Raw genomic sequence first — 26716 nt, 5'->3', positions numbered from 1 at the left:
TGACCGGGACTCCTGAGGGTCCGGAGCCGCTGACCGGGCCGGCCTGACGGCGTGGAAGGCCACCTCACCCGTCGACGATCTTGCGTACGTTCTCCGGACTCCCGCAGTCCGAGGCCAGCTGTTTCGCACGCTCCTTCCGGAACGCCACGCCCAACTCGGCCCTGCGCTCGTCGGGGACGTTCTCCCTGGCACCGTTGAGGATCGTCCGTTCCTCCTCGTCCACGTGGTGGGAGACCGCCTCCACCAGGTCCTCCAGCCGCTCGTCCCACTCGTCGGAGCCCACGTCCTCGACCTCGAGCAGGGCCAGCAGCGCCTTGTTCCCTTCGGCGTGTTCCTCCGTCCCGTGCTCCACCTCCTCGTCGTCGACGCCCCGGAAGCGTTTGAGCGCGCCGTAGACCTCGGCCTCCTCGGCCTCGCCGTGCGCGATGAGCAGGGCCGAGAACTCCTTCAGCGCGGTGGCGCGATCGGCCTCGATGCTCCGCATTCGGCGGAAGAGGTCCTCCATGGCGCGGTGGTCCTCGAGAATCACCGCGACGACGTCCTGGTCCCGCTTGCTGTCGGTGCTCACGTCGTCCTCCTTGCTCGACTGCCTGTGCGCCTGCCGGAACCACGATTGTGGACGGGCAGCTGGTACAGCGCGAACGCGCGGTCGATGACCGGTTGGGCGACGTTGCGTACGCGGACCCCGCCCGCTGTCCTGCCGTGTTCCGTGCCGAGGTGTGCGTGACCGTGTACCGCGAGGTCGGCGCCCACCGCGTCGATGGCCTCGGCGAGCAGGTAGCTGCCGAGGAAGGGGTAGATCTCCACGGGCTCGCCCGCCAGCGTGTCCGGCACGGGGGAGAAGTGGGTCAGCGCGATCCGGACCTCGCAGCGGTCGGCGGACAGCTCCTCCAGCGCGGTCGCCAGACGCTCGGCGGCGATGTGCGCCGTGCGGACCCAGGCCTTCATCTCCGGTTCGCCGAACGCGCCGGCGCTGCGGCCGGCGAAGCCACCGCAGAAGCCCTTCGCACCGGCGACGCCGACGGTGTGACCGGCCACGGAGAGCGTGACGGAGCGTCCTTCCAGGACGCTGACGCCCGCGGCCGCGAGTACCCGCGTGATGTCGGCCTCCTCGTCCGAGTGGTAGTCGTGGTTGCCCAGCACGGCCACCACCGGGACGCCCAGGTCCCGGACCTCGTCCGCCACCACCGCGGCCTCGTCGACGGTGCCGTGCCGGGTCAGGTCACCCGCGAGCAGGAGGAGGTCCGCGCACTCCGGCAGAGTCGAGAAGGCGGGGCGCAGCAGTCCGGCGCAGTCGGGGCTCAGGTGGATGTCGCCCACGGCCGCCACCCGGACCACGCCGTCCGGCTGCCGGGTGATCGGCCCCGGACTCATGGCAGCTCCTCCATCCGCTCCGGTGCGTCCGTGGAGGCCGACGCGCTCACGCAGCCCGCGCGCGACCGGGAGGAGCGGGCCGTAGTCGCAGTGGTGTTCCGAGAGCGCTGCCAGCCGCCCGGTCATGAGGTCCGTCGGGTCGATGACCGGCATGTGAACCGAGTCCACGGGCAGGGTCGGGGCGCGATCGAGCAGTTCGGTGGTGACGGGCCGGCCGGCCAGGGCGAAGATCAGGTCGATCTGTTCGCCGTCCTTGCGTGCCTTCACCAGCCAGTCCTCGGACGGGTCGACGACCTCGACGCCTTGCTCGCGCAGCAGCCGGGTCACCTTCTCGGCGTCCTCGCGCCGCACGGCGAAGTCGGTGTCGTGCTGCAGCCTGACCGGAATGCCGTACGCGTAGACCGCGACGCTGCCGACCAGGGCGAACGGGCACCCCGACGACTTGAGGACTCCGGCCACCTCCTTCGTGACCTCCAGGATGGCCTGGGTGTGGTCCGGTGGCAGGACCTGGGCCCGCCGCCCGTCCGCCGCGGCTTCCGCCGCGAACGGCGCGTGCGGCCGCAGGGGCGGCGAGGCCTCTGCCGGAGGGCCGGCGTCGGCTCGGCGTCCTTCAGCGAGGTTCATGCGATGCCTCCTGCCGTATGCGCTTGTGCCGTATGGCGCCGTCGTCGGGTACGAGGCGGGGGACACGCGGGTACCCCGTGCGCCGGGAAGAATGCGCGGGCGAGGAGACCGCCCGCGAGCGCGATCACGGCAGGTCACTCGACGCGGACCGGATGCGACCGGGGACCCGGCTGAACGCCGGCTCCCCGTCGGTCCGACGCGGACGGGGTCCCCCGGGGCCGCGGTCCGCGGCCGACCGCAAACGGCCGCCACAGCGCCCAGGCGTCGCCCCTGCGCCTTCATGCGGCGTCGGCGCGCCCCGCCTCGTGTCCGGCGCCCGGAGATAGGTCCGGGTCCTCGACCAGCCGCAGGTGGTTCCGTGTGGCGCGCCGCGCCGGCTTCGGCGCGGCCGTCACCCGGTCCTCGACCCGGTCCATCATGAACAGGAGCAACCCCATGACGGGCAGCAGCAACACGGCAACCGCTGTCACGGCCCCTCTCCTCTCGGCCGAACCTCGTTTCCTTGCCGTTCCTCGCTCCCTGCCCGCGTTCCCGCACAACCGGACGCTTCACGGCCCCGGATGTGAAGGTTCTGCGAGCGGCGGGCATCGGCGAAAGTCGTGCCGCCAACCGGGTTTGCTCCGGCGGAGTCGGGCAGACGGACAACATGAGTGCCAGCGAATCGAGCAAGGACGACCAGCCCCGTCGTAGCGGCTCGCATGCCGCCCAGCCGAAGGCGGCCGACGCCGAGCCGACGGCAACCGGAACCCTCACGGCGCTCCCCGCGCCAGTGGCCGAGAAGACGCTGGCGGCCGTGCAGGCCGTGCAGGGCACCGTCGGCCGGGGCGGCTGGGTCTGGAGTGACCCACGCGCCCGCAAGGCCCTCGCAGGCGGCGCCGCCGCAGGCACGGCGGCCGCCCTCACCGGGGCGTACGCCCTCGGGCTGAGGGTGGGGCGTCGCCGCCACGGTCTCCTCTCCCGGTTCACCGGGAGTCCGGGGCCGAGCAGCTGGTGGGGACACCGGTAAGACAGGCCGCGCACGAGCCGCCCGCTCAAGCCGCCTCGTACCGGTGCGGGCGGCTGCCTCGCCACGTGACCCAGGCGGGATCGTCGAGCAGGTCTTCCGCTTCGGGCAGGCCGGCGCGGCGGAGGAACTCGACGACGTCCTCGTCGCGGTGGGCCAGACCGAGGATCTCGCCACGCACGGTGACCCGCCGGCCTCCGGTCGGGGAGGGCGGGTGGACGACGATCGGAGCGGTACCCACACCTCCAGGGTGCCTCCGGCAGGTCGCGAACGCCGAGCCCGCCGCCCCAGAGCGGCGGTCGGAGTGCGCTGAGCGGGCCGAGGCGCCGGGAAGCGGCCTGCTCAGAGGGTGGCGAGTCAAGCCGACCCTGGGCCGGCGGGACGTCGTGTTACGGCGCTTCTGTCAGCTCGGCCGCCGAAGGAAGGGCCGCTCCTACCTCCTCACCTGGGCGGGCTCGGGCTCCGGCACCGCTGTACGACGGCGGTCGCGACCGCCCGAGCGGTCCGAGGGCGGGTCAAGACACCACGGCGACCCAGGGCGCACGGAGACACCGAATGGCAGGCCCGTATCCTGAGGCGGCTGCGACGCAGGGCCTGCCGATGCGTCGCAGCCGTCCGTCGCCGCCGGACGCCGCCCACGCCGGGTACCGGGTACCCGGCAAACGAACGGGAGTTGACCAGTGATCAGTCCGGCCGCAGTGGGGGGAGTGGCCCTGGTCGAACTGGGCATGGCTCTGACTCCGGGACCGAACATGATCCACCTCGCCTCCCGGGCCATTACCCAAGGCCGCAGGGCGGGCCTGGTCAGCCTGAGCGGGACCGCCGTGGGATTCCTGTGCTATCTGCTGGCCGCGGCAGCCGGCCTGTCCGCGTTGTTCGCCGCCGTGCCCCTGGCGTTCACGGTGGTCAAGCTGGCCGGTGCCGCCTACCTGGCCTACCTGGCCTGGGGCATGCTCAAGCCGGGTGGCCGCTCCCCCTTCGCTCCGGCCCGGGACCTGCCTCCCGTCTCCGACGCCCGCCTGTTCTCGACGGGGCTCCTGACCAACCTGCTGAACCCCAAGATCGCTCTCATGTACGCCGCTCTTCTGCCCCAGTTCATGGATCCGCAGGCGGGTCCGGCCTGGGCGCAACTGCTGCAGCTCGGTGGTGTGCAGATCATCGTGGGGATCTCCGTGAACGCCCTGATCATGCTGGGCGCGGCACGGGTGTCGGGGTTTCTGGCCGCCCGGCCCCGCGTGATGGCCGCTCAGCGGTTCGCGGCAGGCGGCCTGCTCGGTGTCTTCGCGCTGCGCACAGCCCTGTCCCGTACGCCTGTCTCGGCTGCCTGAGCCGTGCACGCGCGCCTGTGACACCGTTGCTGCTGCGACCTGGTCGGGCGAAGGGCCATACGGGTCATGAGCGTTCGTACGCCGTGTCACCGACGATGAGCAGACCCTCGTACTCGAAGGCAGTGCCCGATGGAGTCTCGCCGTAGCGGAAGCGGCGGACGTCGCGTTCCTTTCAGAGGCCCTCGTCGCGCTCGCGTGCCCTGTCGCTCTTCCGGCTCCCCTTGCGCCTCCCGGGTGCGGGGTCCTTCCCGCGGGACGGCGCGGCGGGTTCCGGATGCACGGGGTCCTGATCGTGGATCGGGCGCTCCTGCTCTTCGCGGCCCTTGCCGGGCTCCTGGCGCTTGTCCTGCATACCGCCCATGACGACAACTCCTCTACCGCGTGGAGGCGAATGTTCCGCCCCTCCCAAGCTGGCACCGGGAGCGGTGATCCGCATCTCCGATGAGCGAACGTGGTCCCCTGGGGCGGGGCTCCGGGGACGTGGTGCCGAGCGTCGTGCGCCCGCAGGACTCGCCCGAAGCCGGCGACCTGCGCCGACGTCCCGGCGACCCGTGCAACCGCACTACGAGGAGTACTGCCCACCGATGCCCTGGTGGTCGGGCTGTCGAGCGATGGCCCGGCGGGCCGGGTCGGCGAACTCCCGGTCGATCGACTCCTGCAGCAGGCTGATCTCCGCTCGCACGGCGGCGTGCTGAGACGGCGGCAGAGTCTCGAGCAGCCCCTCGAGCATGGCGTGGAGCCGTCGGCAGATCTGTACGGACGACGAACCGTAGTCGCGGATCTCGCACACGGCGAGCTGAAGGAAGTTCTCCCAGTCACGCCCCGGGAGCACGAGCCGGGCGTGCTTGTGCTGATCGGCCAGCACGTATCGGCCGGGGAGGTGTGTGCTGCCGACCGTGTGCAGGAAGGACTCGATGTAGTTGACCACCTGCACCGCCGTCGTGGGGTCGTTCACCGCGGGCGACAGGGCCCTGATCGCGACGTCGACGAGGACCCTCAGGGCGAAGGCGGGGTCCTGCTCGATGGTGCGCTCGGCCCCGAGGGCGACGAGACCGGTCACCCGGTCCGGGTCCGGTCGCGACGTACCCCCGTGGACCTCGATGAGGACGGTGCCGGGCGGTACGAAGTCGCCGATCAGCCGGGTCACGACGAAGACGCAGTCGTGGCGCGCCGCCTCCGCGACCAACCCGGCCACGTCGAACGCCTGGATGGCCCCGCCGCGTCCGGTACGCAGTCGCATCACCGGACCGTCGGACGACACGGTTCCGTCCCCGCGTGGCACCGCGTCCCGGATCGCCGCGGCCCCGCTCGCGAAGACGGCCTCTCCCATGCGGGTGACCAGTTCGGCGATGGCCACCGGTCGGAGACTGTGGGTGAACCTGTTGAGGTAGACGAGCAGGAGCACGAGGCTGACGGCCACCGCCACGCCGGCCAGGGTGACGCCGAGGTCGGGGACGGAGCCGGTTTCCACGCTGCGCAGCAAGGAGAACGCGAACGCGAAAGTCCCGGTGAAGGTCGCCAGCACCGCTTTCTGCAGCCGGTCCCGGTACCACAGGCGCATGTAGCGAGGGGAGAGCGTTCCCGTCGCCTGCTGCACGACGAGTACGCCGATGGTGACGACGAATCCGAGCAACGCCACCATCGCCCCCACGATGGCGGAGAGCACGCCGCTCGCCGTCGTCGCGGAGTACTGCCAGCCGCTCGGCCAGTCCGCGCTGTCGGCGGTGAGCGCGAGCTCGGCGAGAAGGACGCCGAGGACGAGACCGAACAACGGCACGATCCACAGACTCGCCTTGACGTATTGCCGCAGCCTGAATCTGGCTGCCCAGGACGTCAGGACACCCACGTCACGCCTCCTTACACCCGGAGGAGTCCGGTGCTCACGAGGCGCACGAGACCGCGGGCTCCCTCGGCGGGAGCGCTGCCACCTCACCGTAGAGCCCTTCTGGCAGCGGCGCAGCGGCAGTGCTCCCGTCGTCCCCCGGTGCGCCTGGCTCGCCAGGACGGGAGGGCACCGTCGGCCTAAGCTGGCCGAATGGCGCCTGCACCACCCCGGGCGCCGCTCAGGGTGCCCGATCGTTGTCTACCGGGGCCGAAAGGGGCTCAAGATGGACGACTACCCCCTGATCGAGGACCACGGCCTGATCGGTGATCTGCAGACCGCGGCCCTGGTGACGACCGATGCGACGATCGACTGGTTCTGCTGTCCGCGGTTCGATTCGCCCAGCGTCTTCGGCGCTCTGCTCGACCGGCGGAAGGGCGGCCATTTCACTGTCAGGCCGGCCGCGGACACCTACACCACCAAGCAGCTCTACCACCCGGACACCGCCGTTCTGGTGACGCGTTTCATGACCGAGGCCGGTGCGGGCGAGGTGGTCGACTTCATGCCGGTGACCGGCACGACGGCGACGGACCGGCACCGCCTGGTGCGCATGCTGCGTTGTGTGCGGGGCAGCATGACGTTCGAAGGGGAGATCGCTCCGCGCTTCGACTACGGCCGTACGCCGCACGAGCTCCACATCTCGGAGCACGGGGCCCTGTTCACTTCGCAGCACATGGACCTCGCCGTCCACGCCGTCCGTGAGCCGCAGGACGACCGGCTGCTGACCATCCTCTCGGGCGACAGGGATCTGCGTTTCAGCCTGACCTTGCAGGCGGGTCAGCAGCGCGGTCTGATCATGGAGTCGTCCCCCGGCGGGCCGCCGCACGAGGTCCGAGTGGCGGAGTTCGAGCGGCTCTTCGACGAGACGGTCGGCTTCTGGCGCTCGTGGCTCGGTCAGTCCGCCTACTCGGGTCGCTGGCGGGAGGCGGTGGAACGTTCGGCCGTGGCGCTGAAGCTCATGACCTACGCGCCGACCGGCGCCCTGGTGGCCGCGCCGACGACGGGTCTGCCGGAGCAACTGGGCGGAGAGCGCAACTGGGACTACCGGTTCACCTGGATCCGCGACGCGTCGTTCTCGGTGTACGCCTTGCTGGGACTGGGCTTCACGGAGGAGGCGTCCGCGTTCATCAGCTGGCTGCACGACCGGGTGAAGCAAGAGGCGGGCGGGGGAAACGGAACCGGGCCACTGAACATCATGTACCGCGTCGACGGCACCTCCGACCTGGTCGAGGAGACCCTGGACCACTGGGAGGGGTACCGCGGCTCCGCGCCGGTCCGCATCGGCAACGGAGCCGCGAGCCAGCTGCAGCTGGACATCTACGGCGAGGCGCTCGACAGCATCTACTTCGCGCACCAGCACGGCATGCATCTCGACACCGGGGGCTGGACCGCGCTGCACACGCTGCTCGACTGGCTGGTCGACCACTGGGACCAGCCCGGGGAAGGGCTGTGGGAGACCCGCGGCGGGCGGAAGGACTTCACCTACGGCCGCGTGATGTCCTGGGTCGCCTTCGACCGCGCCCTGCGGATCGCCTACGACGACGGCCGTCCCGCCGCCCGCGGCCGCTGGGCGGACGCGCGAGACGAGATCTACGCGCAGGTCCTGAGCCGGGGATGGGACCCCAAGAAGCAGGCGTTCGTGCAGCATTACGGCGACGACGTGCTCGACTCGTCGCTGCTGCGCATGCCGACGGTCGGCTTCATCACGCCGGACGATCCGAAGTGGACGTCCACCCTGGCCGCGATGGACCGTGAGCTGGTCAGCGACAGCCTCGTCTACCGCTACAACCCCGAGGCGTCACCCGACGGACTGCGCGGCTCCGAGGGCACCTTCTCCCTGTGCACGTTCATGTACGTCGACGCCCTGGCACGGGCCGGACACACCGACACGGCCAGACTGGTGCTGGAGAAGATGCTCACCTACGCCAACCACCTGGGCCTGTATTCCGAGGAGATCGCCCTGACGGGTCAGCAGCTGGGCAACTTCCCCCAGGCTTTCACGCACTTGGCGCTGATCGACGCGGCGATCACCCTGGACGCGAAGCTCAACGGAGCACGCAGGGGCGGGACCTAGCGGGTCGCACGAGCCGGCCTGCGAGCCTACTGCCCGCCGGCCGTCGGGACGGAACCGAGGAGTACGACGGTGTCGCCCTCCTGCGGGACGGCCGCCTGCCGCTCGGTGACCGGGTCCAGCCGCTGGTCGGCCCGCACCACGAAGAGGGTGTCGTGTTCCGGCGGCAGGGGGCCGGAGGCCGGCTGCACCACGAACCGGGCGCCCCGCGCGTAGCGCTCCGCCAGGACGCGACGGACGAGGGAACGGCCGAAGAGGATGTCGCCACCGGTGTAGGGAGCGACCACGCCGTGGCTGTCGTGCGGGGGTCCGACCCGGTAGACGGGCCCCTCGACGTTGTCCTGCATCACGACCGAGGCGAGCGCGTTGAAGTCGTCGTCGTCGGTGGCCAGGAACACGGCCGTCACGCCCTCGAGACGCGCCCCGGGGTTGATGGCCGTGGCCAGCAGGTCGCCCTTGGCCAGCTCGAGCCCCGCCGCCCTGATCAGTTCCCGCTCCTCGTCGAGCCCCGCCCACATCAGCACGTCGAGTCCCGCGGACCGGAGGGCCCTTCCCAGATCGACCACCCACGGCTCGCCGCCCACCAGGAGGATGCGCGTGCCCGCCGGCTTGACGACGCCCAGCCGTCTGGCCATGGGTGCGGCCGTCAGCGAGTAGAGCAGTACGGTTCCCACGATCACCAGGAACGTGACGGGAAGGATCCGCGCGGCCCCGCCCACCCCTCGCTGGACCAGGCTGGCGGAGAAGGCCGATGCCGTGGCCGCCGCGACGATGCCGCGCGGGGCCATCCATCCGATGAAGGCCCGCTCCCCGCGGCCCAGGCCCGAGCGCGCCGTCGCGGCGAAGGCCACGAGCGGCCGCACCACCAGGACGAGGATCGCGATGAGGGCGAGCGCGGGAAGGAGCACCGGTACCAGGGATGCCGGCGTGACGGTGGAGGAGATCGAGACGAAGAGCAGCCCGATGATCAGCTGGACAAGGGTCTCGAAGAAGGGACGCCGAGCCGGCATGTCGAAGCCGCGGATGTTGGCGACGGCCAGGCCCGTGACGATCGCGGCGATGAGCCCGGTGTCGTCCCGCACGATGTCACAGCCCGCCGATACGGCGATCACCGTGGCCAGTTGAGCCAGCGTTCCCAGGGTCTCGCCGAGTCTCAGGGTCCGCAGAGTGAACCCGAGCAACGCGGTTCCCACGACCCCGCCGACCAGGCCGACGGCCAGGCTGATGCCGAACTGGCCCAGCTGGTATCCCCGGCCGATGTCGACCTGGTGCGCCGTGGCGATGGCGTGGAAGGTGAGGGCGCCGAGAATGCCGCCGATCGGGTCGGTCAGCGTCCCCTCCCAGATCAGAATGCGTCGCACCTTGTCGGTCGGCCGCACGAAGTCGAGCAGCGGCCCCACGACGGTCGGCCCCGAGACGACGAGGATCACGCCCAGCATCGCGGCCACGCGCAGCGGCATGTCGAACATCGCGGGTGACACCGCCGCGATGACCAGGAACGTGAGCAGCACCCCGTACACCAGCAGCCGCCCCACGATCCCCCGGGTGTGGCCGGTGAGCTTGCGCAGGTCGAGCCCCAGGCCGGCGTCGTAGAGGATCACCGCGACGGACAGCGACACCAGGGCGGAGAAGGTCGGCCCCATCAACCTGTCCGGATGAATGGCGTCCGTGATCGCACCGGCGGCGAACCCGACCGGAAGCAGGATGATCAGGGCGGGGACGCGCAGCTTGCTCGCCAGGATCTGCGAGCCGGTGGCGAGCACCACCGTCAGGGCGAGTCCGAGAAGGATCTCGTCGTCGGTCACAGCGGCTTCCTTCGTAGGAGTCCGGGCACGAGGGGGAGGTCCGGTGTCGGTCCGGGCGGTCAGCCGCCGGGTCCCGCACCGCCGCCGTCCGTGCCGCTTCCTTTTCGCAGCTCGGCGTCGGTGAGCTCCTCCAGCTCACCGCGCGCGTCCAGCCAGTAGAGGAGGACGACGGCCGGCACGACGAGCACGAGGGCCACCAGGGTGACGACCGCCAGCCACGTCAGCGTGGCGGGTGCGCCCGCGGCGTCGGCCACGGTCAGTGACGTGGGGATGAGGTACGGGCGCTGGGCCATGCCCCAGGCGACGACGGCGGAGGCGACGACCCCGACCGCCGTGACGCGCGTCCACGCGCCCGGCGTCCGCAGGAGCAGCCAGGATGTCGCGAGGGCGGCCACCCCGGCCACGATGACGAAGAGCAGCCCCAGACCGTGGGTGAGTCCGTGCCACACGTGAGGGGAGTCCTCATGGGTGACGAACCCGGTGATCACCGCCAGGACGGTGAGTACGGCGAGACTGCCCAGAGCCCGCCACCGGAAGTAGCCGACGAGATCGGGCGCCTCGAACCGGCGGGCGTCCCCCGTGAGGAACACCGCGCCGAGCAAGGCCGTCGTCGCGATGGCGATCAGTCCGAACATCAGGGACGTGGGGTTGGACCAGGCGTCCGCCGACGCCTCGGTACCGGGCGCCACCCGTCCCGACGCGACCCCGCCGACGGCGGCACCGAGGAAGAACGGCGTGACGACCGAGGCCACGGCGAACACGGCACCGTACAGCCGGCGGCCCGCGAGCCGCCGGGACGGCTTGCGGAAGGCGAAACCGGCGCCGCGCAGCACCAGGCCCATGGCGGCCAGGACCAAGGGGAGCCACATCGCCGTGAACACCGTCTGGAACACGAGGGGGAAGCCGGTCCACAGGATGACGAGGACGAAGATCAGCCAGACGTTGTTGACCTCCCAGACGGGAGCCATGGCGTGGTCGATGAGCCACCGGGGGCGCTTGCCGCGTTCCGCGCCCCCGGCCGTCAGATCCCAGAACCCTGCCCCGTAGTCCGTCCCGCCCGCGCAGGCGTACGCGGCGACGGCGAGAAGCAGCACCACGGCGATGAGGTCGGCGGTCATGGGCGGCCGTCCTCGGTCCCGGCGGATCCGCCGTCCGCGACGGGGGCGTCACCCGCCGGGACGGGGGCCCGCGGCCCGTAGGGGATGTCGGCCTCCGGCGCGTGGGGTGGCCCGCCCGCGGCCCGCTCCTCGTCGGCGAGCCGCCAGCGCGTGCGCATCCTGAGCAGGATGAGGAGGAACGAGCCGAACAGGAACACGTACACCAGCATCACCACGCCGAGCGTGATCCACAGGGTCGTGGAGCGGGTGGAGGTCACCGCCTCGGCGACCCGCATGTTCTGGTAGACGATCCAGGGCTGACGACCCACCTCGGTGGCGATCCAACCCGACTCGACGGCCAGGACGGAGGCGACGCCCGCACAGGCGGCGGAGCGGTAGAACCACGTCGAGGCGGGAAGCCGGCGGTGCCGCAGCCAGACCAGGCCGTACCAGAGGGCGAGCAGCACCAGGACGGAACCGATGACGACCATCAGGTCGAACGCCCAGTGGGCGATGGTCGCCTGGGTGGCCGTGGGCCGCTGGTCCGCCGGCACGGAGGTCAGCCCCACCACCTTGGTGTCCGGAGAGAAGCCGGCCAGGACCGAGTCCAGCAGCGGGATCTTGATGCCTCCCGAGACGGATCCGTCCGGGTGCAGGCGCCCGAAGAGGTACTCCGGCACGCGGGTGTCGGTCTCCCAGACGATCTCCATCGCGGCGAACTTCACCGGCTGCTTGTGGAACACCGACCGGGCGATGGAGTCGCCCAGCACGAACTGCACCGGAGCGGCCACCGCCGCGATGGTGAACGGAACGGCGAAACCGAGCCGGTGATAGCGGTCCCGGCGGCCGCGCAGCCAGCCCACCGCGTAGACACCGGCCACCACGAAGCCCGCGGTGAGAACCATCGCCACGACGAAGTGCCAGTACTGCGGCCCGAACATCGGCGTGAAGATCGCCTTCCAGACGTTCACGTCGACCGGATCGCCCTCGGAGTCGAGGGAGAAGCCCTGTGGCGTGTTCATCCAGGAGTTGGCTGCCAGGATGCCGAACGCTCCGAGCAGCGCTGCGGCCGGCAGCGGCAGCCCGAGCAGGAAGTGGGTACGGGGCTTCAGCCGCCGCCAGCCGTACAGATAGACCGCGATGAGCACCGCCTCCAGGAAGAAGGCCCAGGCCTCGACGCCGAATCCGATGCCGAAGACATCACCCCACCTGCCCATCAGGCCGGGCCAGAGCAGGCCGAACTCGAAGGAGAGCACGGTGCCGGTGACGATGCCGAGCGCGAACTGCACCGCCATGACGGCCGACCAGCGCCGTGCCAGGAGCAGGGCCGTGGCGTCCCTGCGGCGCAGCCCGCGGTAGTGCATGACCAGGGTGATGAGGGGGAAGGCCACGCCCAGGGGCACCAGGATGATGTGGGACGCCAGGGTGAAGGCCATGAGCTCCCGGGCCGGCAGAAGTTGCGCCGGGGCATCCGCCAGCAGGTGGAACGAGGTGGGCATACGCGCCTTCGCTGTCCGTGACGTCCGGGAGAGGGGTCAGCCGCCGGTGGCGAAACCCGGGAAGAGGGTCATCCCGCCGTCGACGTACAGCGTGGTCCCCACCACGTAGTCCATGAGATCGGAGGAGAGGGCGACCACGGCGTCGGCGATGTCCTCCGGGTCGCCGATGCGGTCGTACGGGATCAGCCTCAGGAGGTCCTCCCGGGCCTCGGCCGTCTCCCATGCGGCGCGGTTGATCGGAGTCCTGATCGCCCCCGGGGCGACCGCGTTCACCCGGATCTTCTCCGGTGCGAGCTCCTGGGCCAGGGTCTGCATCATCATCTGCACACCGCCCTTGGAGGACGCGTAGTTGACGTGGCCCGACCACGGGATGATCTGGTGCACCGAACTCATGCAGATGATCTTCCCGGCCGCTCGGGACACCGCGGGGACCACGCCGCGGCGCCGGAATTCCTTGGCCGCCTCACGGGCGCACAGGAACTGACCGGTGAGATTGACGTCGATGACCTTCTGCCACTGGGCGAGCGTCATGTCGGTGAGCCGTGCGTCCTGCTGCAGTCCCGCGTTGGCGACCAGGATGTCGATGGTCCCGAACTCCTCGACCATCCGGCCCGTCATGGCCGCGACCTGGTCCTCCTGGGACACGTCCGCCTCGTACGCCGCCGCGCGCACCCCGAACGAAGTGATCTCCTCGACCACTTCCTCGGCGGCCTCACGGCCCGTCACGTAGTTCACGACCACGTCGGCACCGGCTCGGCCCAGGCCGATGGCCGTGGCCTTGCCGATGCCCGAGTTGGCTCCGGTGACCAGGGCCTTCTGGCCCCGCAGCAGACGTGCGGGGACAGCACCCTGCGGTGCTTCCGCGGTGGAACCCATGATGCCCCTGCCTCCTCGTTTCCTGCGGCTGCGCTCCGCCCGGCTGCAGCCGGCCAGGCACGGAGGTCACGGAACCACCGGCCGCGGCGTTCGGCATGCGGGGACAACCCCCGCTGGGCCGTTGGGCCGAGCATCTTCGTCCGATCGGACCAGCGGGGACCCGGTCTCAGCCCAGCCGGGCCACGAGGTGGTCGCCGACCCGCAGCGCGTTGGCGATGGCCGTCAGGGACGGGTTGACCGCGCCGATGCTCGGGAAGAAGCTCGTGTCGACGACGTACAGGTTGTCGAGGTCGTGGGCCTTGCAGTTCACGTCCAGCGCGGAGTCGGCGGGATCGGCGCCGAAGCGTACGGTGCCCGCCTGGTGAGCCGTCGCACCGATCGGCATGCCCTTGTGCAGATAGATGCTGTGGGACAGCAGGTGGTGCTCGTGCATCCCCAGGTGGCCCAGCATTCCCTGGAGCTTGTGCCTCAGCCGCCTGAGACCTTCGACGTTGTTCTTCTCGTCGAGAGCGAGACGGATGCGGGCGTCACCGTCGACCGTGACCCGGTTGGCGGCCAGTGGCAGGTCCTCACCGCACAGCCAGAAGTCGACGGCGTGGTGCGCCAGCACCTCGAACGGCATGTCAGGTGTGACCGTACCGGCCCACCGCGGGGCCTCGCCGTGGATCTGCTCGGCGTCCGACTTGCCCAGCATCTGGATGCCGCCCAGCGGGTAGTCCCAGTCGTCCGCGCCGAGGTACCAGTCGTGCAGGGCCAGGGTCTTCTGGAACCGGGTGTCGTTGGGCTCCTTCGACACGGCCATCAGCGCCAGGTTGTTGTGCCGCATGTAGAAGCGGCCGACCACGTCGGAGCTGTTCGCGAGACCGTTCGGATGGTGCTCGTTCGCCGAGGCCAGGAGCAGCGCGGCGGAGTTGACCGCCCCGCAGGAGACGACCACCACGTCCGCCGTGAACCGGACCTCCGAGCCGTCGGGCAGCCGGCCGACGACCGCGCTGACACGGCGTCCCCCCGCATCGGTCTCCAGGCGGACCACGCGCGTGTTCGTGACCATCTCGACGTTGGGGTGGCGCAGGGCCGGCTCGACGCAGATCACCTCGGCGTCGGACTTGCCGCGCACCAGACAGGGAAAGCCGTCCACCCGGTCGCAGCGGATGCAGACACTGGAGTGGGTGGCCCGCCCCCCGTTCTCCTGGCCGAGATTGACGCCGATCGGCAGGTGGAAGGGGTGCAGACCGCGTTTCTCGAGGTCGTCGCTCAACTGCTGGATGCGCGGCTCGTGCTCCACGGGCGGATGGGCGTACTGCGCGCTCACCGGCCCCTCGCCGGGATCCTCACCGTGCCGTCCGTGGACGAGGTAGAGGTGCTCGGCCTGCGTGTAGTACGGCTCCAGGTCCTCGTACCGGATCGGCCAGGCGGGGGAGAGGCCGCCGTGATGACGGAGTTCGCCGAAGTCCTCCGGCCGCAGCCGGAAGAGGGCGGCACCGTAGAACTTGGTGTTTCCGCCGACGTAGTAGTTGACCTCGGGCGGGAACTCACTGCCGTCCTTGTCCAGCCAGAACTCCGGTGCCCGGTACTTGCCCTTGACGAACACGGCCGTCGAGTCCCAGTTGTCCCGCTCGCGCGGCAGGTAGTCGCCGCGTTCGACGAGGAGCACGCGTTTGCCGGACGGGGCGAGCCGATGGGCGAGGGTGCCGCCGCCGGCGCCGGTACCGATGATGATGACGTCGTAGTGAGGGGCGTCGCCCACGACGACCACCGTCCTTGCGATCATGGCCCTGAACTGGCGTCGGGCCTTCGTCTCCGCTGTGCGGGGCCGGGCGTCCCACCCGTTCGAACGTATCCGGCCTCCTCGTGAACGGCGACCGGAGGGGCGGTCGCCGGCCGCCCTGCGGGTCACAGCACCGCGATCGGGTTCACCGGCGAGCCGGTGGCTCCGGGCAGCCGCAGCGGGGCGACCGCACACAGGAAACTCCATCGCCCCGCCTGCGCGCAGACAGGGACCAGGTCCTCGAACCGCAGGTAGTCCATCAGATGGATGCCCATGGCGTGGACGGCCAGGACGTGCACGGGGAAGGAGACGCCCGGCACCGCGCTGGGTGCGGTGTCGTTGTTGCCGTCTCCGCCCAGGACGGCGACCTCCCGCTCGGCCAGGAACCCCATGGCGGAAGGGTGGAGGCCGGCCCGAGCCGTCGCCGCGTTCCACGGTCCGAGTTCCGTACGGCGAAGGCGGTGCCCCACCCGGACGAACAGCAGGTCTCCCGGTCCGACGCGGACCCCTTGCGCGGCCTCGGCGGCCCTCAGGTCGTGCGAGGTCACCTGGTCGCCCGGTTCCAGCCAGGGCACGCCGCGCAGCCGCGGGATGTCCAGCAGCACGCCCCGACCGACGATGCCGTGCGCGACCAGGTCCACGGAGAGCGCGCGGGCACCCTCGGGCGTCACGCTGCTCGCGGGCGCCCCGCCGTACAGCTCCCCGTCGAGCACCACGTGGCAGAGCGCGTCGAGATGGCTGTCCGCGTCCCCGTGCACGTTCATCGCGAAGCGGTCGGTGGCGAAGTGCAGCCCGTCCGCACCGAGCTCGTCCGGAGCGGGCCCGGTCATCCGGTGCACCGCGGGCTCGGGGTCGTCGGGGCCCGGCACGGTCTCGATCGGAGCGGCCAGCGACACCGTGCGCCCGAGGCGGACCTCCGCGACGGCCGCCACGACCCGCTCGGGCGTGACATGGCGGAGCGCGCCGGGCCGACCGCCGTCCTGCGTCGATCGCGCCGCTCCGCGTCGCAGCCGCTCGTAGAGCGCACGGAACTCGTGCACGGGCATGACGGGACCGGGCACGGCCGAGGGTTCGGAGGCCGGGGTCATGGCGGCCCCCAGGGGCTGAGGCCCCACCGGAGCACATGCGTGTCGCCCGGCTCGAGCACGGTGAGATCCGTGCCGCTGCGAAAGGCGTCCGGCGGACAGGACATGGCCTCCACGGCGACACCACGCCGTCGCCTCTCGGGTTCCGCCAGTGTGTCGCCCGTGTACACCTGTACGTACCGGGTGCCTTCGCCGAGCCACAGATCGACACCCCGCAGCCCGGAAGGGTGTGCGAGGCGCACGACGGCCCGGCCGTCGGGGCCGCGGTCGAGTCCGGTGAAGGCCGTGTCCAGCCGCAGACCGCCGATGGGGCGGGCGGTGCGGAAGTCGTACGCGGTCCCGTCGACCGGCTCCTGGCCGATCGGCAGCCCCCGGTCGTCGGTACGGATCAGGTACCGGCCGGGAACGGTCAGCAGCGCGGTGTCGACGAGGTCGGTGCCGACTGTCAGGTAGGGGTGCTGGCCCACACCGTAAGGTGCCGGCCCCGAACCGGTGTTGGTGGCGAAGACGGCGGTCTCGAGGCCGCCGGGCCCGAGCCGGTACTCCGCGCAGACCTCGAGGAGGAAGGGATATCCGGGCTGAGGGCAGAGCGTCGTGCCGACCCGGACCGCGTCGTCGGCACGGGCCAGCAGCGTCCACAGCGACCAGCGGAGCAGCCCGTGGATCGCGTTGCCCTTCTCCGGTTCCGTCAGAGGGAGTCGGAGGTCCTGGTCGCCGAAGCGGTAGCGTCCGCCGCCCACCCGGTTCGGCCAGGGCGCCAGCAGCTGCCCCCGCCCGCCCGTGATGGCGGATCCCGCGGAGAACCCGTCGAGCAGTGGCCGGCCGTTCACGACGTAATCGCGCAGGGCGCCGCCCAGCTGGACCACTGTCACGCTCTGCTCTCCGTGGACCAACCGCCACGACGCCCCCGTCGGGCCGGGGGACGCGGAAGGGCCGTCGCGCACAGCGGTGTGGACGGCCTGCGCCGTCCCGGATCCGGACACCGGCCTCCCGGAGCCGGCCTGCCGGCGCATCAGCGAAAGCACCGCTGTGACGACGGCCTCCGGAGGCTGATCGACCTCCACCACCAACGGGTGTTCGTCGGGCTCCGGCTCCTCCAGCTCCGCGAGCTGGCTCCCCAACAGGTCTGCCGGGAAGAAGTGACCGTGCCGCGCGGCCAGCCGGGAACGCAGCAGCTCGCGCGAGCCGTGCAGGTACACCAGAAGAACGCCGGGGCGCCCTGCCAGCAGCCGGTTCCGGTAGGCACGCTTGAGCGCGGAGCAGGTGAGGACGGCCTGCCGACCAGCCGCGATCGCCCGGTCCATCCACGCCCCGATCGCTTCGAGCCACGGCCCCCGGTCGTCGTCCGTGAGGGCATGACCGGCCGCCATCTTGGCGCGGTCGGCCTCGGAGTGGAACTCGTCCGCGTCCCGGAACACCCAGCCCAGTCGATCGGCGAGGAGGCGCCCCACCGTCGACTTGCCCGCCCCGGCGACGCCGACGACGAGCACCACCTGCGGCAGCTCCCCTTTCGCTGTTGCGTGTGCCATGGGCGCCGGTGCCGTCCGTCAGTCCTTCACCGTGACGGCGGCGAACACCAGCCACCCGCCGCTGTGCGGGTCCGCTCGCCGGCCGGGTGAGCTCGTATGGGTCGTCATGCCAGGCTCCTTCGTATCGTCCGGCCGGTCCGCCGAGGCGTCCTCGTCCGGTGGACCGAATACCTCCAATCTGCCCCCCGTCGCCCACCGGGCGCACGTCGGCAAGGCGAGAGGACCGGTGGCGCAGGCACCCCACCGGCGCGGCTGGAGGGCCACCTCCCCATGTCACCGGCACGCGGTCGACACCACAGGACGTTCACCCCCGGAGGGCGCCGGTTTCCGTCCGGAATCCCACGATTCACGGCGGCAAGCCTTTGCCATGGCGAGGACTTGCCGTCGTGAGGCCTTCACGACGGCGTTCACCGGTCGATAGACCCATGGCATGTCCTCCCCCTCTCATGCTTCCGCCTTCCGGCGCAGGCGCTGGCGGCTGATCTCGGCTGTCACCGCGGTGCCGCTGCTGGCGTCGGGGCTTGCGGTCCTGCAAGCGCCCGCACAGGCCACTCCGAGCAAGCCCACCGTTCCCGCCAAGCCCTCGGCGACCCACAAGGTCACCCTGGTCACCGGCGACGTCGTCACCGTCACCACGACGGCCGACGGCAGGCAGATCGCCGAAGTCGACCGGCCGGACAGCGCCGTCGGCGGCGTGAAGGTCCAGCAGATCAAGGGTGACCTGTTCGTCGTCCCGGACGAGGCCGCGCCGCTGCTGGGCACGGACAAGCTGGACAGACGGCTGTTCAACGTCACCGACCTGATCGAGATGGGCTACGACGACGCGAAGTCGGGCGCTGTACCGCTGATCGCGACGTACACCCAGCCGAAGTCCCGCGCGGCCGTCGAGCCCACGGCCCCCCGGGGCAGCAGGCTGACCCGAAGGCTCAAGGGCATCCGAGGCGCCGCGCTCAGCACCGAGAAGCGGCAGACCCGCACCTTCTGGGACGCCGTCGCGCCGCAGGGCAGCCCGTCGCTGGGCGCGGGCGTGGCGAAGCTGTGGCTCGACGGCCGCGTGAAGGCCGGTCTGAAGGAGAGCGTGCCGCTCATCGGCGCGCCCGAGGCCTGGGCGGCCGGGTACGACGGCAAGGGCGTCAAGGTCGCGGTGCTCGACACCGGCATCGACGTCGACCACCCCGACTTCGCCGGCCTGATCGACGGCACGGCGAGCTTCGTGCCGGGTGAGGCCGTCACCGACGTCAACGGGCACGGCTCCCACGTCGCCGGCACGATCGTCGGTTCGGGCGCCGCTTCCGGGGGCGACAACAAGGGCGTCGCCCCCGGCGCCGACCTGTTCGTCGGCAAGGTGCTCGGCGGCGCCGAGGGCTACGGCCAGGACTCCTGGGTCATGGCCGGCATGCAGTGGGCCGCCGAATCCGGTGCGGACGTCGTCAACATGAGCCTCGGCGACTCGTACCCGACGGACGGCAGCGACCCGATGTCGCAGACGGTCGACGCGCTGTCCGCCCAGTACGGCACGCTGTTCGTCATAGCCGCCGGCAACTCCGGGCCGGAGTCCATCTCCGCCCCGGGCGCGGCCGCCTCCGCGCTGACCGTGGCCGCAACGGACAAGCAGGACCGGCTCGCGTCCTTCTCCAGTACCGGCCCGCTGGCCTACTCCGGCGGCATGAAGCCGGACATCGCGGCGCCCGGCGTGGACATCACCGCGGCCCGCTCGCAGCAGATGACCGGCGGTGGTGAGGGCCTCTACCGCACCCTCAGCGGCACCTCGATGGCCACCCCGCATGTGGCCGGCGCGGCGGCGATCCTGGCCCAGCGGCACCCGGACTGGACCGGCGCGCAGCTCAAGGAACACCTGATGAGCACCGCCAGGGGCCTGGACGGCGGGTACTCGCCGTACGAGGTCGGCACCGGCCGTCTCGACGTGGCCGCCGCCGTGCGCACCACGGTCCGCGGCACCGGATCGCTCTTCTTCGGCAACTACACCTGGCCGCACGAGCCGAGCGACGGCGCCGTCACCAAGGACCTGACCTTCACCAACAGCGGCTCCGCCGACGTCGCGCTGGACCTGGCGCTGACCGACGCCGGCGGCCCGTTCACGCTGGGCGCCACCACGGTGACCGTCCCGGCGGGCGGTACCGCCACCGTCCCGGTGACGGGTGACCCGCAGTCCGCCTCCGCCGGCCGGCACGCCGGCTACGTGACAGCCACCGACGCGGCCACCGGGCAGCCGGTGACCCGCACGTCCGTGGCGCTGCTGAAGGAGGAGGAGCGCTACGACCTGAACGTCAAGCTGGTCGGACGGGACGGCAAGCCCGGCGCCGGCTGGGTCACGGTCAACCTGGCCGGTGACTTCTGGCCGTGGCAGGTCTACGTCGACGGCTCGACGACCCTGCGCATGGCACCCGGCCTGTACACCGTGGCGGGGTATGTCGACGTGGCCGGTGAGAAGGCGGACCGTTCGGGTCTGGCCGTGCTGGTCGATCCGGAGACCGTGCTCGAGGACGGCGCCGCGGACGTGGTGCTCGACGCGAGCAAGGCGCGCCTGCTGCAGACCGAGGCGCCGCAGCGCACCGAGGACCGCCAGCGCAAGGTCGATTTCAACGTCCACTACAAGGGCCTCGACCCGTTCATGGACTACCGCAGCGCGTACGTGCTGCCGCCGACGTACGACGACGTCTACGTCGCGCCGACGGAGCCGATGAAGCAGGGCGAGTTCATGCTGACCACCCGCTGGCGCAAGGGAGAGCCGCAGTTCGGCCTGAGCACGGTCGGCGGTCGACTCCGGTTCGAGGCACTGGTGCAGGCGGGCAGCGCTCTGGGCACCGCCACGGACATCCTGGGCGCCGTCTACGCGGGCAACGGCGCGTCGGCCGCGTACGAGCGGGTCAAGGCCAAGGGCAAGGTCGTCGTCGTCCAGCGCAGCGACGAGGTCCCGCCCCAGGAGCGCACCGAGGCGGCGGTCGTGGCCGGTGCGAAGGCGCTGATCGTGGTCAACGACGGTGTCGGTCCCCTGATGGAGTACGTCGGCGAGTCGGCCATCCCGGTCGCCTCCGTGCACCGAGACGCGGGCAAGGCCCTCGTCTCGATGGCCAAGGCGGGCATCTTCAAGCTGACCGCACAGCAGAGCGAGTACACCCCGTTCGTGTACGACCTCACCCGGGAGTACCCCGGCCGGGTTCCGGACCGTGCCCTGGTCTACAAGCCGGCCAAGGGCGACCTCGCCCGGATCGATGCCCGCTACTACTCGGCCACGGAAGGCCGGGCGGCGGAGGGCTACCGGTCCGACTTCACCCTCAGCCCGTCGTTCAACTTCCCCGAGCGCGAGTGGCACCCGGGCACCCGCACCGAATGGGTCACACCCGGTCAGGTCTGGAGGGAGTTCCACGCGCAGGGCGTCGACGGAACCCTGCCGTGGGTGATGGTGTCGGGCGACAACGTGTACGCCAAGGGCAGCGCCACCCGGCTGGACTGGTTCGCTCCGGCGACCAGGCCCGGCCAGAGCGAGTCGTTCGGCGTGTACAACTCCCGCTGGCAGAACTCCATGACGTGGAACGTGCAGGCGTGGGCATCCGCCAGCGACGCCATGCGGCTGGGCGGCTTCCTGCCGTGGGGCGAGACGCCGACCCGACTGCGGGTCTTCCAGGGCGACACACTGATCCACGACAACCCGAACAGCACGGACATGCAGTGGGTGGAGGTTCCGGCGGGCAAGCTGCCCTACCGCGCCGTCCTCGACGCGGAGCGGCCCGGTGACGTCTTCCGGCTGTCGACGCGCACCCACACCGAATGGACGTTCATGTCCGACACCGTCGACTCGGACTTCTTCGAGCCGTTCCCGGTGCTGAACCTGGACTACAGGCTGGAGTCGGACCTGCACGGTGACGTCAAGGCCCATGCGACCCAGGAGATCGCGCTCAAGCCGGTGTCCATGGGCCGCGGCACCGTGCCGGGGACCGTCACCACGGTGAGGCTGGACGTCTCGTACGACGACGGCGCGACCTGGCGGAAGGTGACCGTGACCAAGCGCGCCGACGGCAACTGGACGGGTTCGTTCAAGGCGGACGGCAAGCCCGGCGGCTTCCTCTCGGTCCGCGCGAGCGCCGGGACGGACAGCGGCTTCAGCGTCAAGAACGAGATCATCCGGGCGTACGGCCTGCGATGAACCGCACCGTCGGGCCCCGGGGAGGCGACTCCCCGGGGCCCTTCCCCTCGTACCTGCTCCCATCAGGGACTTTCCAGGGTCTGCCGCCATCGCGCATACTCTCCCCGCTGCGGCAAGCGGAAGAGAGTCGGTCGCCGATGCTGGATGTTCTGGGCCTCGAACCCGATGACGAGCGCGTCTACCGGGCGCTGCTCGGACGCCCGAACTCCACCGCGATCCTGCTGTCCGGCCTGCTCGCCCTGTCGAGGACCCACACGGACCAGGTCTTGTCCCGCCTGGTCGGGTGGGGACTCGTGACCAGGTCGGCGGACGAGCGGTTCACCGCCGCACCTCCGGCCATGGCACTCGGCGCTCTCATCAGCCAGCGCTGGGACGGGCTCCGCATGGCCGAGCACGCCCTGGCGACGTTCGCGGAGGAACACCGGGCGGCGATGACCGGGAGCAGCATCAGCGACCTCATCGAGGTCGTCACGGGTGTCGACGCCATCCGCCATCGCTTCCTCCAGGTACAGCAGGCGGCCCGTACGCAGGTCCGCTCTTTCATCACCGCACCGTTCGTCGCCCTGCCGCCCGACGAGAACACGGCCGAACCCATGGCCATCGGCCGCGGCGTGCGGTTCCGGGCGGTCCTGGACCGGGCCGTGCTGGCAGAGCCGGGCATCCTCGACGACGCGATCGATTCCCTGCGCAAGGGCGTGCACCTGCGTGTCGCCGACCAGCTGCCGATGAAGCTCGTGCTGGCCGACGCCGACCTCGGCCTCGTCCCGCTCGCGGTCACACCGGACGGGGAGCCCGGCGCCGCCCTGCTGCACCGCAGCGGACTGCTGGACGCGCTGGACGCTCTGTTCGAGACGGTATGGCGCGCTGCCGACCCGCTCGCGCTGTCGGCCACGGCCGGAGCAGCCGAACCCACCGTCGAGGTCGGTCCGCAAGGCCCCACCGAGCTCGACCGCAGGATCCTCGCGCTGCTCCTGGCCGGCCTGACGGACCTGGCGGCCGCGACACAACTCGGTCTGTCACCGCGCACGCTGCACCGGCGCCTGCGTCACCTCATGGACCTGGCCGGAGTCCGGACCCGGATGCAGCTCGGCGCCTGCGCGGTACGAAACGGCTGGGCGGAGCCCTGCGAACGTGACTGAATGAGCAGGGAGTCGAGGGACGGAATGGCCGGCGCGTCCGGCCGGGGAGGTTCGGTGCGGCCGGGCAGGGGGTTCGGACGCCGAGGATGATCAGGGCCGCGATCGCCGGCGAGGTCACCCGCGCCGCCTTCGCCGACCACCTGGCGAACCACGCCCGACTCCTCGCCGACGTGGACCGCGGCCTGGTCACGCAGACCGGCGACGGCCTGCGACGGGTCCTCGAGGCCCTCGGCGACACCGGATCGAGTAACGGCCGGGCGGTACCCCGGCCTTGTGACCGAGGGCCCTGCCATGGTCCGCCGTGCTCCGGCGTGAGATCGTGGCACGGTGAGCATCGAGGTTCGCCCGGCTTCGGTCTTCGAGGACGTCCGGGCAGTGATCGGCCCGAAGTCGCCCGGGGCCACCGTCTGCTGGTGTCTGAGCTACCGGATCCCCTCCAAGCTCGCCAACGAGCTTCGCGGGCCGGCCCGGGGCGAGTACGTGGCCGGGCTCTGCCGCGCCGCCGTCCCGCCGGGGGTGCTGGCCTACGACGGTGACGAGCCGGTCGGCTGGGCCGCCGTGGCGCCGCGCTCGGACACGACCTTCGCGCGCAGCCGGAAGATCCCGCACGTCGACGACCTGCCGGTCTGGTCGCTGTGGTGCATCCGGGTGCGCCCCGGTCACCGCAAGACGGGCATCTCGCACGCGCTGATCGCCGGGGCGGTCGAGTTCGCCCGTGCCCACGGAGCACCGGTGATCGAGGCGTATCCGCTCGACAACGGTGACGCCAGGGTCGACCTCACGATGGCGTACGCCGGGCTCCGGAAGAACTTCGAGCGCGCCGGGTTCACCCACGCCGCCGACACCACCTCGGTGCTCGCGGGGCATCCCCGGATCCTGATGCGGCTCGATCTGCGGTGAGCGGTACGCGGATCAGTCCGCTGGGGGCGTGCGGCCGCGCCTCGGCGACAGGCGGCGCAGCCGGTCGCGGCGGTCCCGCGTGTGGCGGTCGAGCTCTTCCATGAGGCGGCGGCCCCGGTGGTCGGGGTCCAGTTCGTCGAGTACGCGGTCGACCTCGGCCAGCAGGGCCCCGTACAGCTGCCAGCTGCCGGGGTCCCGCAGGGCGAGGGCGAGCAGCAGGTGTGCGGCGCTGTCCCGGCAGGCGCGGGCCGCCCGCAGTTCGCCGGCGAGCCGGGTCTCGGCGGCCTCCGCTCCCTGGCTGCCGGGAGCCGTGACGAGGACGGCGTAACTCACGAACGCGTCGGCGGTGTGCTGTGCCGTCTCCTGCAGGGCGAGCGCGGTCGGACGGGGCAGGAGCTCCTCACCGGCCCGTCGCTTGGCCAGGTCGGTCAGGGTGCGGGTGAGGACGCGGAGCACGACGGCGCAGATCTCCAGCGTGTCGAGCCCGGTGCGCAGCACGATCCGGTGCAGCAGCCCCTCCTTGACCCGCGGGTTGAAGCGCAGGCTGTCCTCGGCCGTGCGCAGCGCGGCGTCCACGTCGGCCACGTCGTTGTCGAGCCGTCGCGCCTCGTGCAGCCGCGCCGCCGCCCGCTCGACCGGCGGCGCCCCCGCGAACTCCTCCGCCACGTCGAGCAGCAGTCTGCGCATCCGCCGGGCCAGGTCCTCGATCGATTCTCCCGCCGTGTCCACCCAGACGGGCGCGGCGAGCACCAGGTTGAAGAGCATCCCGACGACAGCGCCGATCAGCGTCTCCAGGACCCGGTCCCAGGCGGTGTGGGCGACCTGGGTGACACCGAGCACCAGCATCGCGCTGATGGCGACCTCGGGAATGAACTCCTCCACCTTGACGAGCCGTCCGACCACCAGTGACGCCAGGATGACCAGGGCGAGGCTCCACCACGAGAGTCCGACGAGCACGCTGAACGCGATGGCGATGAGCACGCCGACGACGACGGAGTTGACCCGGCGCAGACTCGTGGTGAGCGTCGAGTAGAGCGTGACCTGGACGACGAGCAGCGCGGTCAACGGCGCGGTCAGCGGCGCCGGTTCGCTGCTCAGCCAGAGTGCGACGACGTACGACAGGGTCGCCGCCGCCGTCGACCGCACCGTCTGGACGACGAACGGGTCGCGGCGCAGCCGCTTCACCAGATCGGCGTACCCGGCGCGCGGTCCGCTGAGTCGGGTCACGTACCACCTCGCTCCGCTCACGGTGTCCGGCCCACCCGAGCCTGCCATCCCGCTGCCCCTTCCGGGCCCCGGCACACCGCGCCCCGCCCTTCCTCACTCCCAGGCGATGAGTTAGGTTAGGCATACCTAAGTAAGTGCTTGGGTGTCCACGACATCCTCATGGAGAACTCGCATGCGCTCTCACCGTGCCCGCGCCACGCAGCCGACACCCGCCGAGCGGATGCGGTCGATCCTCACGGCGGCCCATTCCATGACCGTGGTGACCGACGGCCAGCGCGAGGTGGTCCACAGCCTCGACGGGACCGGCCCGATGGGCCGCATCCACCTCCACGAGCCGGCCGGGACGTTCGGGCCCGACCACCGGACGCCGCGGATCCCCGTCCGACTGGAGCTCACCGACATCGCACCCACGCCCGTACGCGCCCGGTTGCGCGCCCGCGTGACGCTGTCGGGCCTCATGGCCGCGCCGTACACCGCCGCGTCCACCGACAGCACCTGCATGCAGTTCGGCCAGGCGGTGATCGAGGACGCCGGGGGACGCACGTACGTCACCCTCGAGCAACTGCAGGAGGCGGAGATCGATCCGATGGCCTCCTGCGAGGCCGGCATGCTCACCCACCTCGTCGACGACCACCCCGAACTCGTCCCCCTCCTCCTGCGTCTCGTCGAGCCGCAGGCCAAGACCGGCCTGGTGCGTGCCCTGCCGCTGGCCATGGACCGTTACGGCATGACCCTGCGCCTCGAATTCCGCGCCGCGCACCGCGACGTACGGCTGTCGTTCCCCACGCCCATGACGGACGTCGATCAGGCCGGCCTGCAGATCCACGCCCTCCTGACGGCGGCCCGCCGCTCGTCCCACCACCACCTGCCGGCCTGACGGCGCCCCCGGCGCCGACGGTCCCTCACTCCACGCCGCTCGCCGTGGGGGGCTACACCGGCACCCGTGCGACCAGGGCGGCCAGCAGCGCGCACGTCACGGCGGCGGCCCAGAAGCGCGGGGCGCGGGGGTCGTCGAGGGTCCTGCGCGGGGTGCCGGCCTTGCGGAAGGCCGTCTCGACCAGCGGGGCGACGCCCACCGCCACGTACACCCTGAGCGCCGTCTCCATCAGGTGCCAGCCGCCGTCAGGGGGCAGGAGGAGGAACGGCGCCGCGAAACCGGCGGTGACGGCCGACTCGAGCCGCAGGCCGCGGCCGTGACGCACGACCAGAACGGCCTGGGCCGCCAGGAGTACAAGGAAAGCGGCCTGGAACACGATCACGAGATGTCCTCGCTTCCGGAACGGCGACGTGGAGAGCGCACGTCGAAGGTGATGAAGACGTCGACGGTGATGAAGGGGCCACGAA

22 protein-coding genes and 1 pseudogene are annotated in these 26716 nt (G+C 71.3%); 7 read left to right on the top strand and 16 right to left on the bottom strand.

The genetic code is table 11. The features are described from left to right. Window positions 1-64 precede the first annotated feature (64 nt). The 4 genes and pseudogenes from ACIGEZ_RS25300 to ACIGEZ_RS25285 form a co-directional block, all read right to left on the bottom strand. Window positions 65-568, bottom strand: coding sequence for a hemerythrin domain-containing protein (locus ACIGEZ_RS25300; protein ID WP_399834798.1), 504 nt, complete (start codon window positions 566-568; stop codon window positions 65-67). Continuing rightward, window positions 565-1338 (bottom strand): metallophosphoesterase, encoded by a 774-nt coding sequence (locus tag ACIGEZ_RS25295; RefSeq protein ID WP_399835267.1) that lies wholly within the window; start codon window positions 1336-1338, stop codon window positions 565-567. Before ACIGEZ_RS25295 ends, ACIGEZ_RS25300 begins: the two co-directional genes overlap by 4 nt. A gap of 324 nt (window positions 1339-1662) precedes the next feature. Further along, window positions 1663-1998: pseudogene (locus tag ACIGEZ_RS25290) on the bottom strand (nucleotidyltransferase domain-containing protein); the annotation flags it as partial. A gap of 278 nt (window positions 1999-2276) precedes the next feature. Next, complete coding sequence (locus ACIGEZ_RS25285; protein WP_399834796.1) at window positions 2277-2468, bottom strand: hypothetical protein; 192 nt, start codon at window positions 2466-2468, stop codon at window positions 2277-2279. Window positions 2469-2644: 176 nt separating this feature from the next. Here ACIGEZ_RS25285 and ACIGEZ_RS25280 point away from each other — a divergent pair, with 176 nt between their 5' ends. Beyond that, on the top strand, window positions 2645-3004 hold the full coding sequence (locus tag ACIGEZ_RS25280; RefSeq protein WP_399834794.1) for a hypothetical protein: 360 nt from the start codon (window positions 2645-2647) through the stop codon (window positions 3002-3004). Between the two features lie 25 nt (window positions 3005-3029). Here the strand turns inward: ACIGEZ_RS25280 and ACIGEZ_RS25275 are convergent, their stop codons facing one another. Beyond that, the gene (locus tag ACIGEZ_RS25275; RefSeq protein WP_055598567.1) at window positions 3030-3242 is read right to left on the bottom strand and encodes a hypothetical protein; all 213 of its coding nucleotides are present in this window, start codon (window positions 3240-3242) and stop codon (window positions 3030-3032) included. Window positions 3243-3681: 439 nt separating this feature from the next. Here ACIGEZ_RS25275 and ACIGEZ_RS25270 point away from each other — a divergent pair, with 439 nt between their 5' ends. Then, window positions 3682-4329 carry a LysE family translocator gene (locus ACIGEZ_RS25270; protein ID WP_399834792.1) on the top strand — a complete coding sequence of 216 codons (648 nt, stop codon included), beginning with the start codon at window positions 3682-3684 and terminating at the stop codon, window positions 4327-4329. 172 nt (window positions 4330-4501) lie between these two features. Here ACIGEZ_RS25270 and ACIGEZ_RS25265 read toward each other — a convergent pair whose 3' ends face one another. Further along, entirely contained in the window at window positions 4502-4690 is a 189-nt protein-coding gene (locus ACIGEZ_RS25265) for a hypothetical protein (protein ID WP_399834790.1), read from the bottom strand. A 201-nt stretch (window positions 4691-4891) separates the two neighbouring features. Then, complete coding sequence (locus ACIGEZ_RS25260; RefSeq protein WP_399834788.1) at window positions 4892-6175, bottom strand: DUF2254 domain-containing protein; 1284 nt, start codon at window positions 6173-6175, stop codon at window positions 4892-4894. Between the two features lie 262 nt (window positions 6176-6437). Here ACIGEZ_RS25260 and ACIGEZ_RS25255 point away from each other — a divergent pair, with 262 nt between their 5' ends. Further along, window positions 6438-8285 carry a glycoside hydrolase family 15 protein gene (locus ACIGEZ_RS25255; protein ID WP_399834785.1) on the top strand — a complete coding sequence of 616 codons (1848 nt, stop codon included), beginning with the start codon at window positions 6438-6440 and terminating at the stop codon, window positions 8283-8285. Window positions 8286-8311: 26 nt separating this feature from the next. On the opposite strand, the gene ACIGEZ_RS25250 is transcribed toward ACIGEZ_RS25255, so the two are convergent. The 7 genes from ACIGEZ_RS25250 to ACIGEZ_RS25220 form a co-directional block, all read right to left on the bottom strand. Then, window positions 8312-10087, bottom strand: coding sequence for a cation:proton antiporter (locus tag ACIGEZ_RS25250; RefSeq protein WP_399834783.1), 1776 nt, complete (start codon window positions 10085-10087; stop codon window positions 8312-8314). A 59-nt stretch (window positions 10088-10146) separates the two neighbouring features. Then, complete coding sequence (locus ACIGEZ_RS25245; protein ID WP_399834781.1) at window positions 10147-11205, bottom strand: cytochrome d ubiquinol oxidase subunit II; 1059 nt, start codon at window positions 11203-11205, stop codon at window positions 10147-10149. Beyond that, window positions 11202-12683: a cytochrome ubiquinol oxidase subunit I gene (locus ACIGEZ_RS25240; RefSeq protein ID WP_399834779.1), complete on the bottom strand. Its 1482-nt coding sequence runs from the start codon at window positions 12681-12683 to the stop codon at window positions 11202-11204. Before ACIGEZ_RS25240 ends, ACIGEZ_RS25245 begins: the two co-directional genes overlap by 4 nt. Window positions 12684-12719: 36 nt before the next feature. Further along, window positions 12720-13559 (bottom strand): SDR family oxidoreductase, encoded by an 840-nt coding sequence (locus tag ACIGEZ_RS25235; RefSeq protein WP_399834777.1) that lies wholly within the window; start codon window positions 13557-13559, stop codon window positions 12720-12722. A gap of 166 nt (window positions 13560-13725) precedes the next feature. Beyond that, window positions 13726-15330, bottom strand: a complete 1605-nt coding sequence (locus ACIGEZ_RS25230; RefSeq protein WP_399834775.1) for a GMC oxidoreductase — start codon at window positions 15328-15330, stop codon at window positions 13726-13728. A 122-nt stretch (window positions 15331-15452) separates the two neighbouring features. Then, entirely contained in the window at window positions 15453-16373 is a 921-nt protein-coding gene (locus ACIGEZ_RS25225; protein ID WP_399835264.1) for a cyclase family protein, read from the bottom strand. 38 nt (window positions 16374-16411) lie between these two features. Continuing rightward, window positions 16412-17941, bottom strand: coding sequence for a gluconokinase, GntK/IdnK-type (locus ACIGEZ_RS25220; RefSeq protein ID WP_399834773.1), 1530 nt, complete (start codon window positions 17939-17941; stop codon window positions 16412-16414). Window positions 17942-18371: 430 nt separating this feature from the next. Between ACIGEZ_RS25220 and ACIGEZ_RS25215 the strand changes: the two genes are divergently transcribed. The 3 genes from ACIGEZ_RS25215 (at window position 18372) to ACIGEZ_RS25205 (ending at window position 24145) form a co-directional block, all read left to right on the top strand. Then, on the top strand, window positions 18372-22106 hold the full coding sequence (locus tag ACIGEZ_RS25215) for a S8 family peptidase (protein ID WP_399834771.1): 3735 nt from the start codon (window positions 18372-18374) through the stop codon (window positions 22104-22106). A 137-nt stretch (window positions 22107-22243) separates the two neighbouring features. Beyond that, on the top strand, window positions 22244-23245 hold the full coding sequence (locus ACIGEZ_RS25210) for a helix-turn-helix domain-containing protein (protein ID WP_399834769.1): 1002 nt from the start codon (window positions 22244-22246) through the stop codon (window positions 23243-23245). 327 nt (window positions 23246-23572) lie between these two features. Then, entirely contained in the window at window positions 23573-24145 is a 573-nt protein-coding gene (locus tag ACIGEZ_RS25205; protein ID WP_399834767.1) for a GNAT family N-acetyltransferase, read from the top strand. Window positions 24146-24157: 12 nt separating this feature from the next. On the opposite strand, the gene ACIGEZ_RS25200 is transcribed toward ACIGEZ_RS25205, so the two are convergent. Further along, window positions 24158-25420 (bottom strand): aromatic acid exporter family protein, encoded by a 1263-nt coding sequence (locus tag ACIGEZ_RS25200; protein ID WP_399834765.1) that lies wholly within the window; start codon window positions 25418-25420, stop codon window positions 24158-24160. A gap of 124 nt (window positions 25421-25544) precedes the next feature. On the opposite strand from ACIGEZ_RS25200, the gene ACIGEZ_RS25195 reads away from it, so the two are divergent. Next, on the top strand, window positions 25545-26249 hold the full coding sequence (locus tag ACIGEZ_RS25195; RefSeq protein ID WP_399834763.1) for a DUF2470 domain-containing protein: 705 nt from the start codon (window positions 25545-25547) through the stop codon (window positions 26247-26249). A gap of 52 nt (window positions 26250-26301) precedes the next feature. Here ACIGEZ_RS25195 and ACIGEZ_RS25190 read toward each other — a convergent pair whose 3' ends face one another. After that, on the bottom strand, window positions 26302-26631 hold the full coding sequence (locus ACIGEZ_RS25190; RefSeq protein ID WP_399834761.1) for a hypothetical protein: 330 nt from the start codon (window positions 26629-26631) through the stop codon (window positions 26302-26304). Window positions 26632-26716 lie beyond the last annotated feature (85 nt).

Origin of the sequence: Streptomyces sp. NPDC085481 (assembly GCF_044541845.1) — a bacterium.
In the GTDB taxonomy this organism is placed as follows: Bacteria; Actinomycetota; Actinomycetes; order Streptomycetales; family Streptomycetaceae; genus Streptomyces.
This window is presented reverse-complemented; position numbering and strand designations above follow the sequence as displayed.

Excerpts from the sequence above, each read along its gene's own strand:
- ACIGEZ_RS25280 (WP_399834794.1), top strand. The coding sequence starts at position 2,645 with ATGAGTGCCAGCGAATCGAGCAAGGACGACCAGCCCCGTCGTAGCGGC.
- ACIGEZ_RS25245 (WP_399834781.1), bottom strand. The coding sequence starts at position 11,205 with ATGACCGCCGACCTCATCGCCGTGGTGCTGCTTCTCGCCGTCGCCGCG.
- ACIGEZ_RS25265 (WP_399834790.1), bottom strand. The coding sequence starts at position 4,690 with ATGGGCGGTATGCAGGACAAGCGCCAGGAGCCCGGCAAGGGCCGCGAA.
- ACIGEZ_RS25225 (WP_399835264.1), bottom strand. The coding sequence starts at position 16,373 with ATGCCCGTGCACGAGTTCCGTGCGCTCTACGAGCGGCTGCGACGCGGA.
- ACIGEZ_RS25210 (WP_399834769.1), top strand. The coding sequence starts at position 22,244 with ATGCTGGATGTTCTGGGCCTCGAACCCGATGACGAGCGCGTCTACCGG.
- ACIGEZ_RS25195 (WP_399834763.1), top strand. The coding sequence starts at position 25,545 with ATGCGCTCTCACCGTGCCCGCGCCACGCAGCCGACACCCGCCGAGCGG.
- ACIGEZ_RS25200 (WP_399834765.1), bottom strand. The coding sequence starts at position 25,420 with ATGGCAGGCTCGGGTGGGCCGGACACCGTGAGCGGAGCGAGGTGGTAC.
- ACIGEZ_RS25230 (WP_399834775.1), bottom strand. The coding sequence starts at position 15,330 with ATGATCGCAAGGACGGTGGTCGTCGTGGGCGACGCCCCTCACTACGAC.
- ACIGEZ_RS25215 (WP_399834771.1), top strand. The coding sequence starts at position 18,372 with ATGTCCTCCCCCTCTCATGCTTCCGCCTTCCGGCGCAGGCGCTGGCGG.
- ACIGEZ_RS25235 (WP_399834777.1), bottom strand. The coding sequence starts at position 13,559 with ATGGGTTCCACCGCGGAAGCACCGCAGGGTGCTGTCCCCGCACGTCTG.
- ACIGEZ_RS25220 (WP_399834773.1), bottom strand. The coding sequence starts at position 17,941 with ATGGCACACGCAACAGCGAAAGGGGAGCTGCCGCAGGTGGTGCTCGTC.
- ACIGEZ_RS25240 (WP_399834779.1), bottom strand. The coding sequence starts at position 12,683 with ATGCCCACCTCGTTCCACCTGCTGGCGGATGCCCCGGCGCAACTTCTG.
- ACIGEZ_RS25255 (WP_399834785.1), top strand. The coding sequence starts at position 6,438 with ATGGACGACTACCCCCTGATCGAGGACCACGGCCTGATCGGTGATCTG.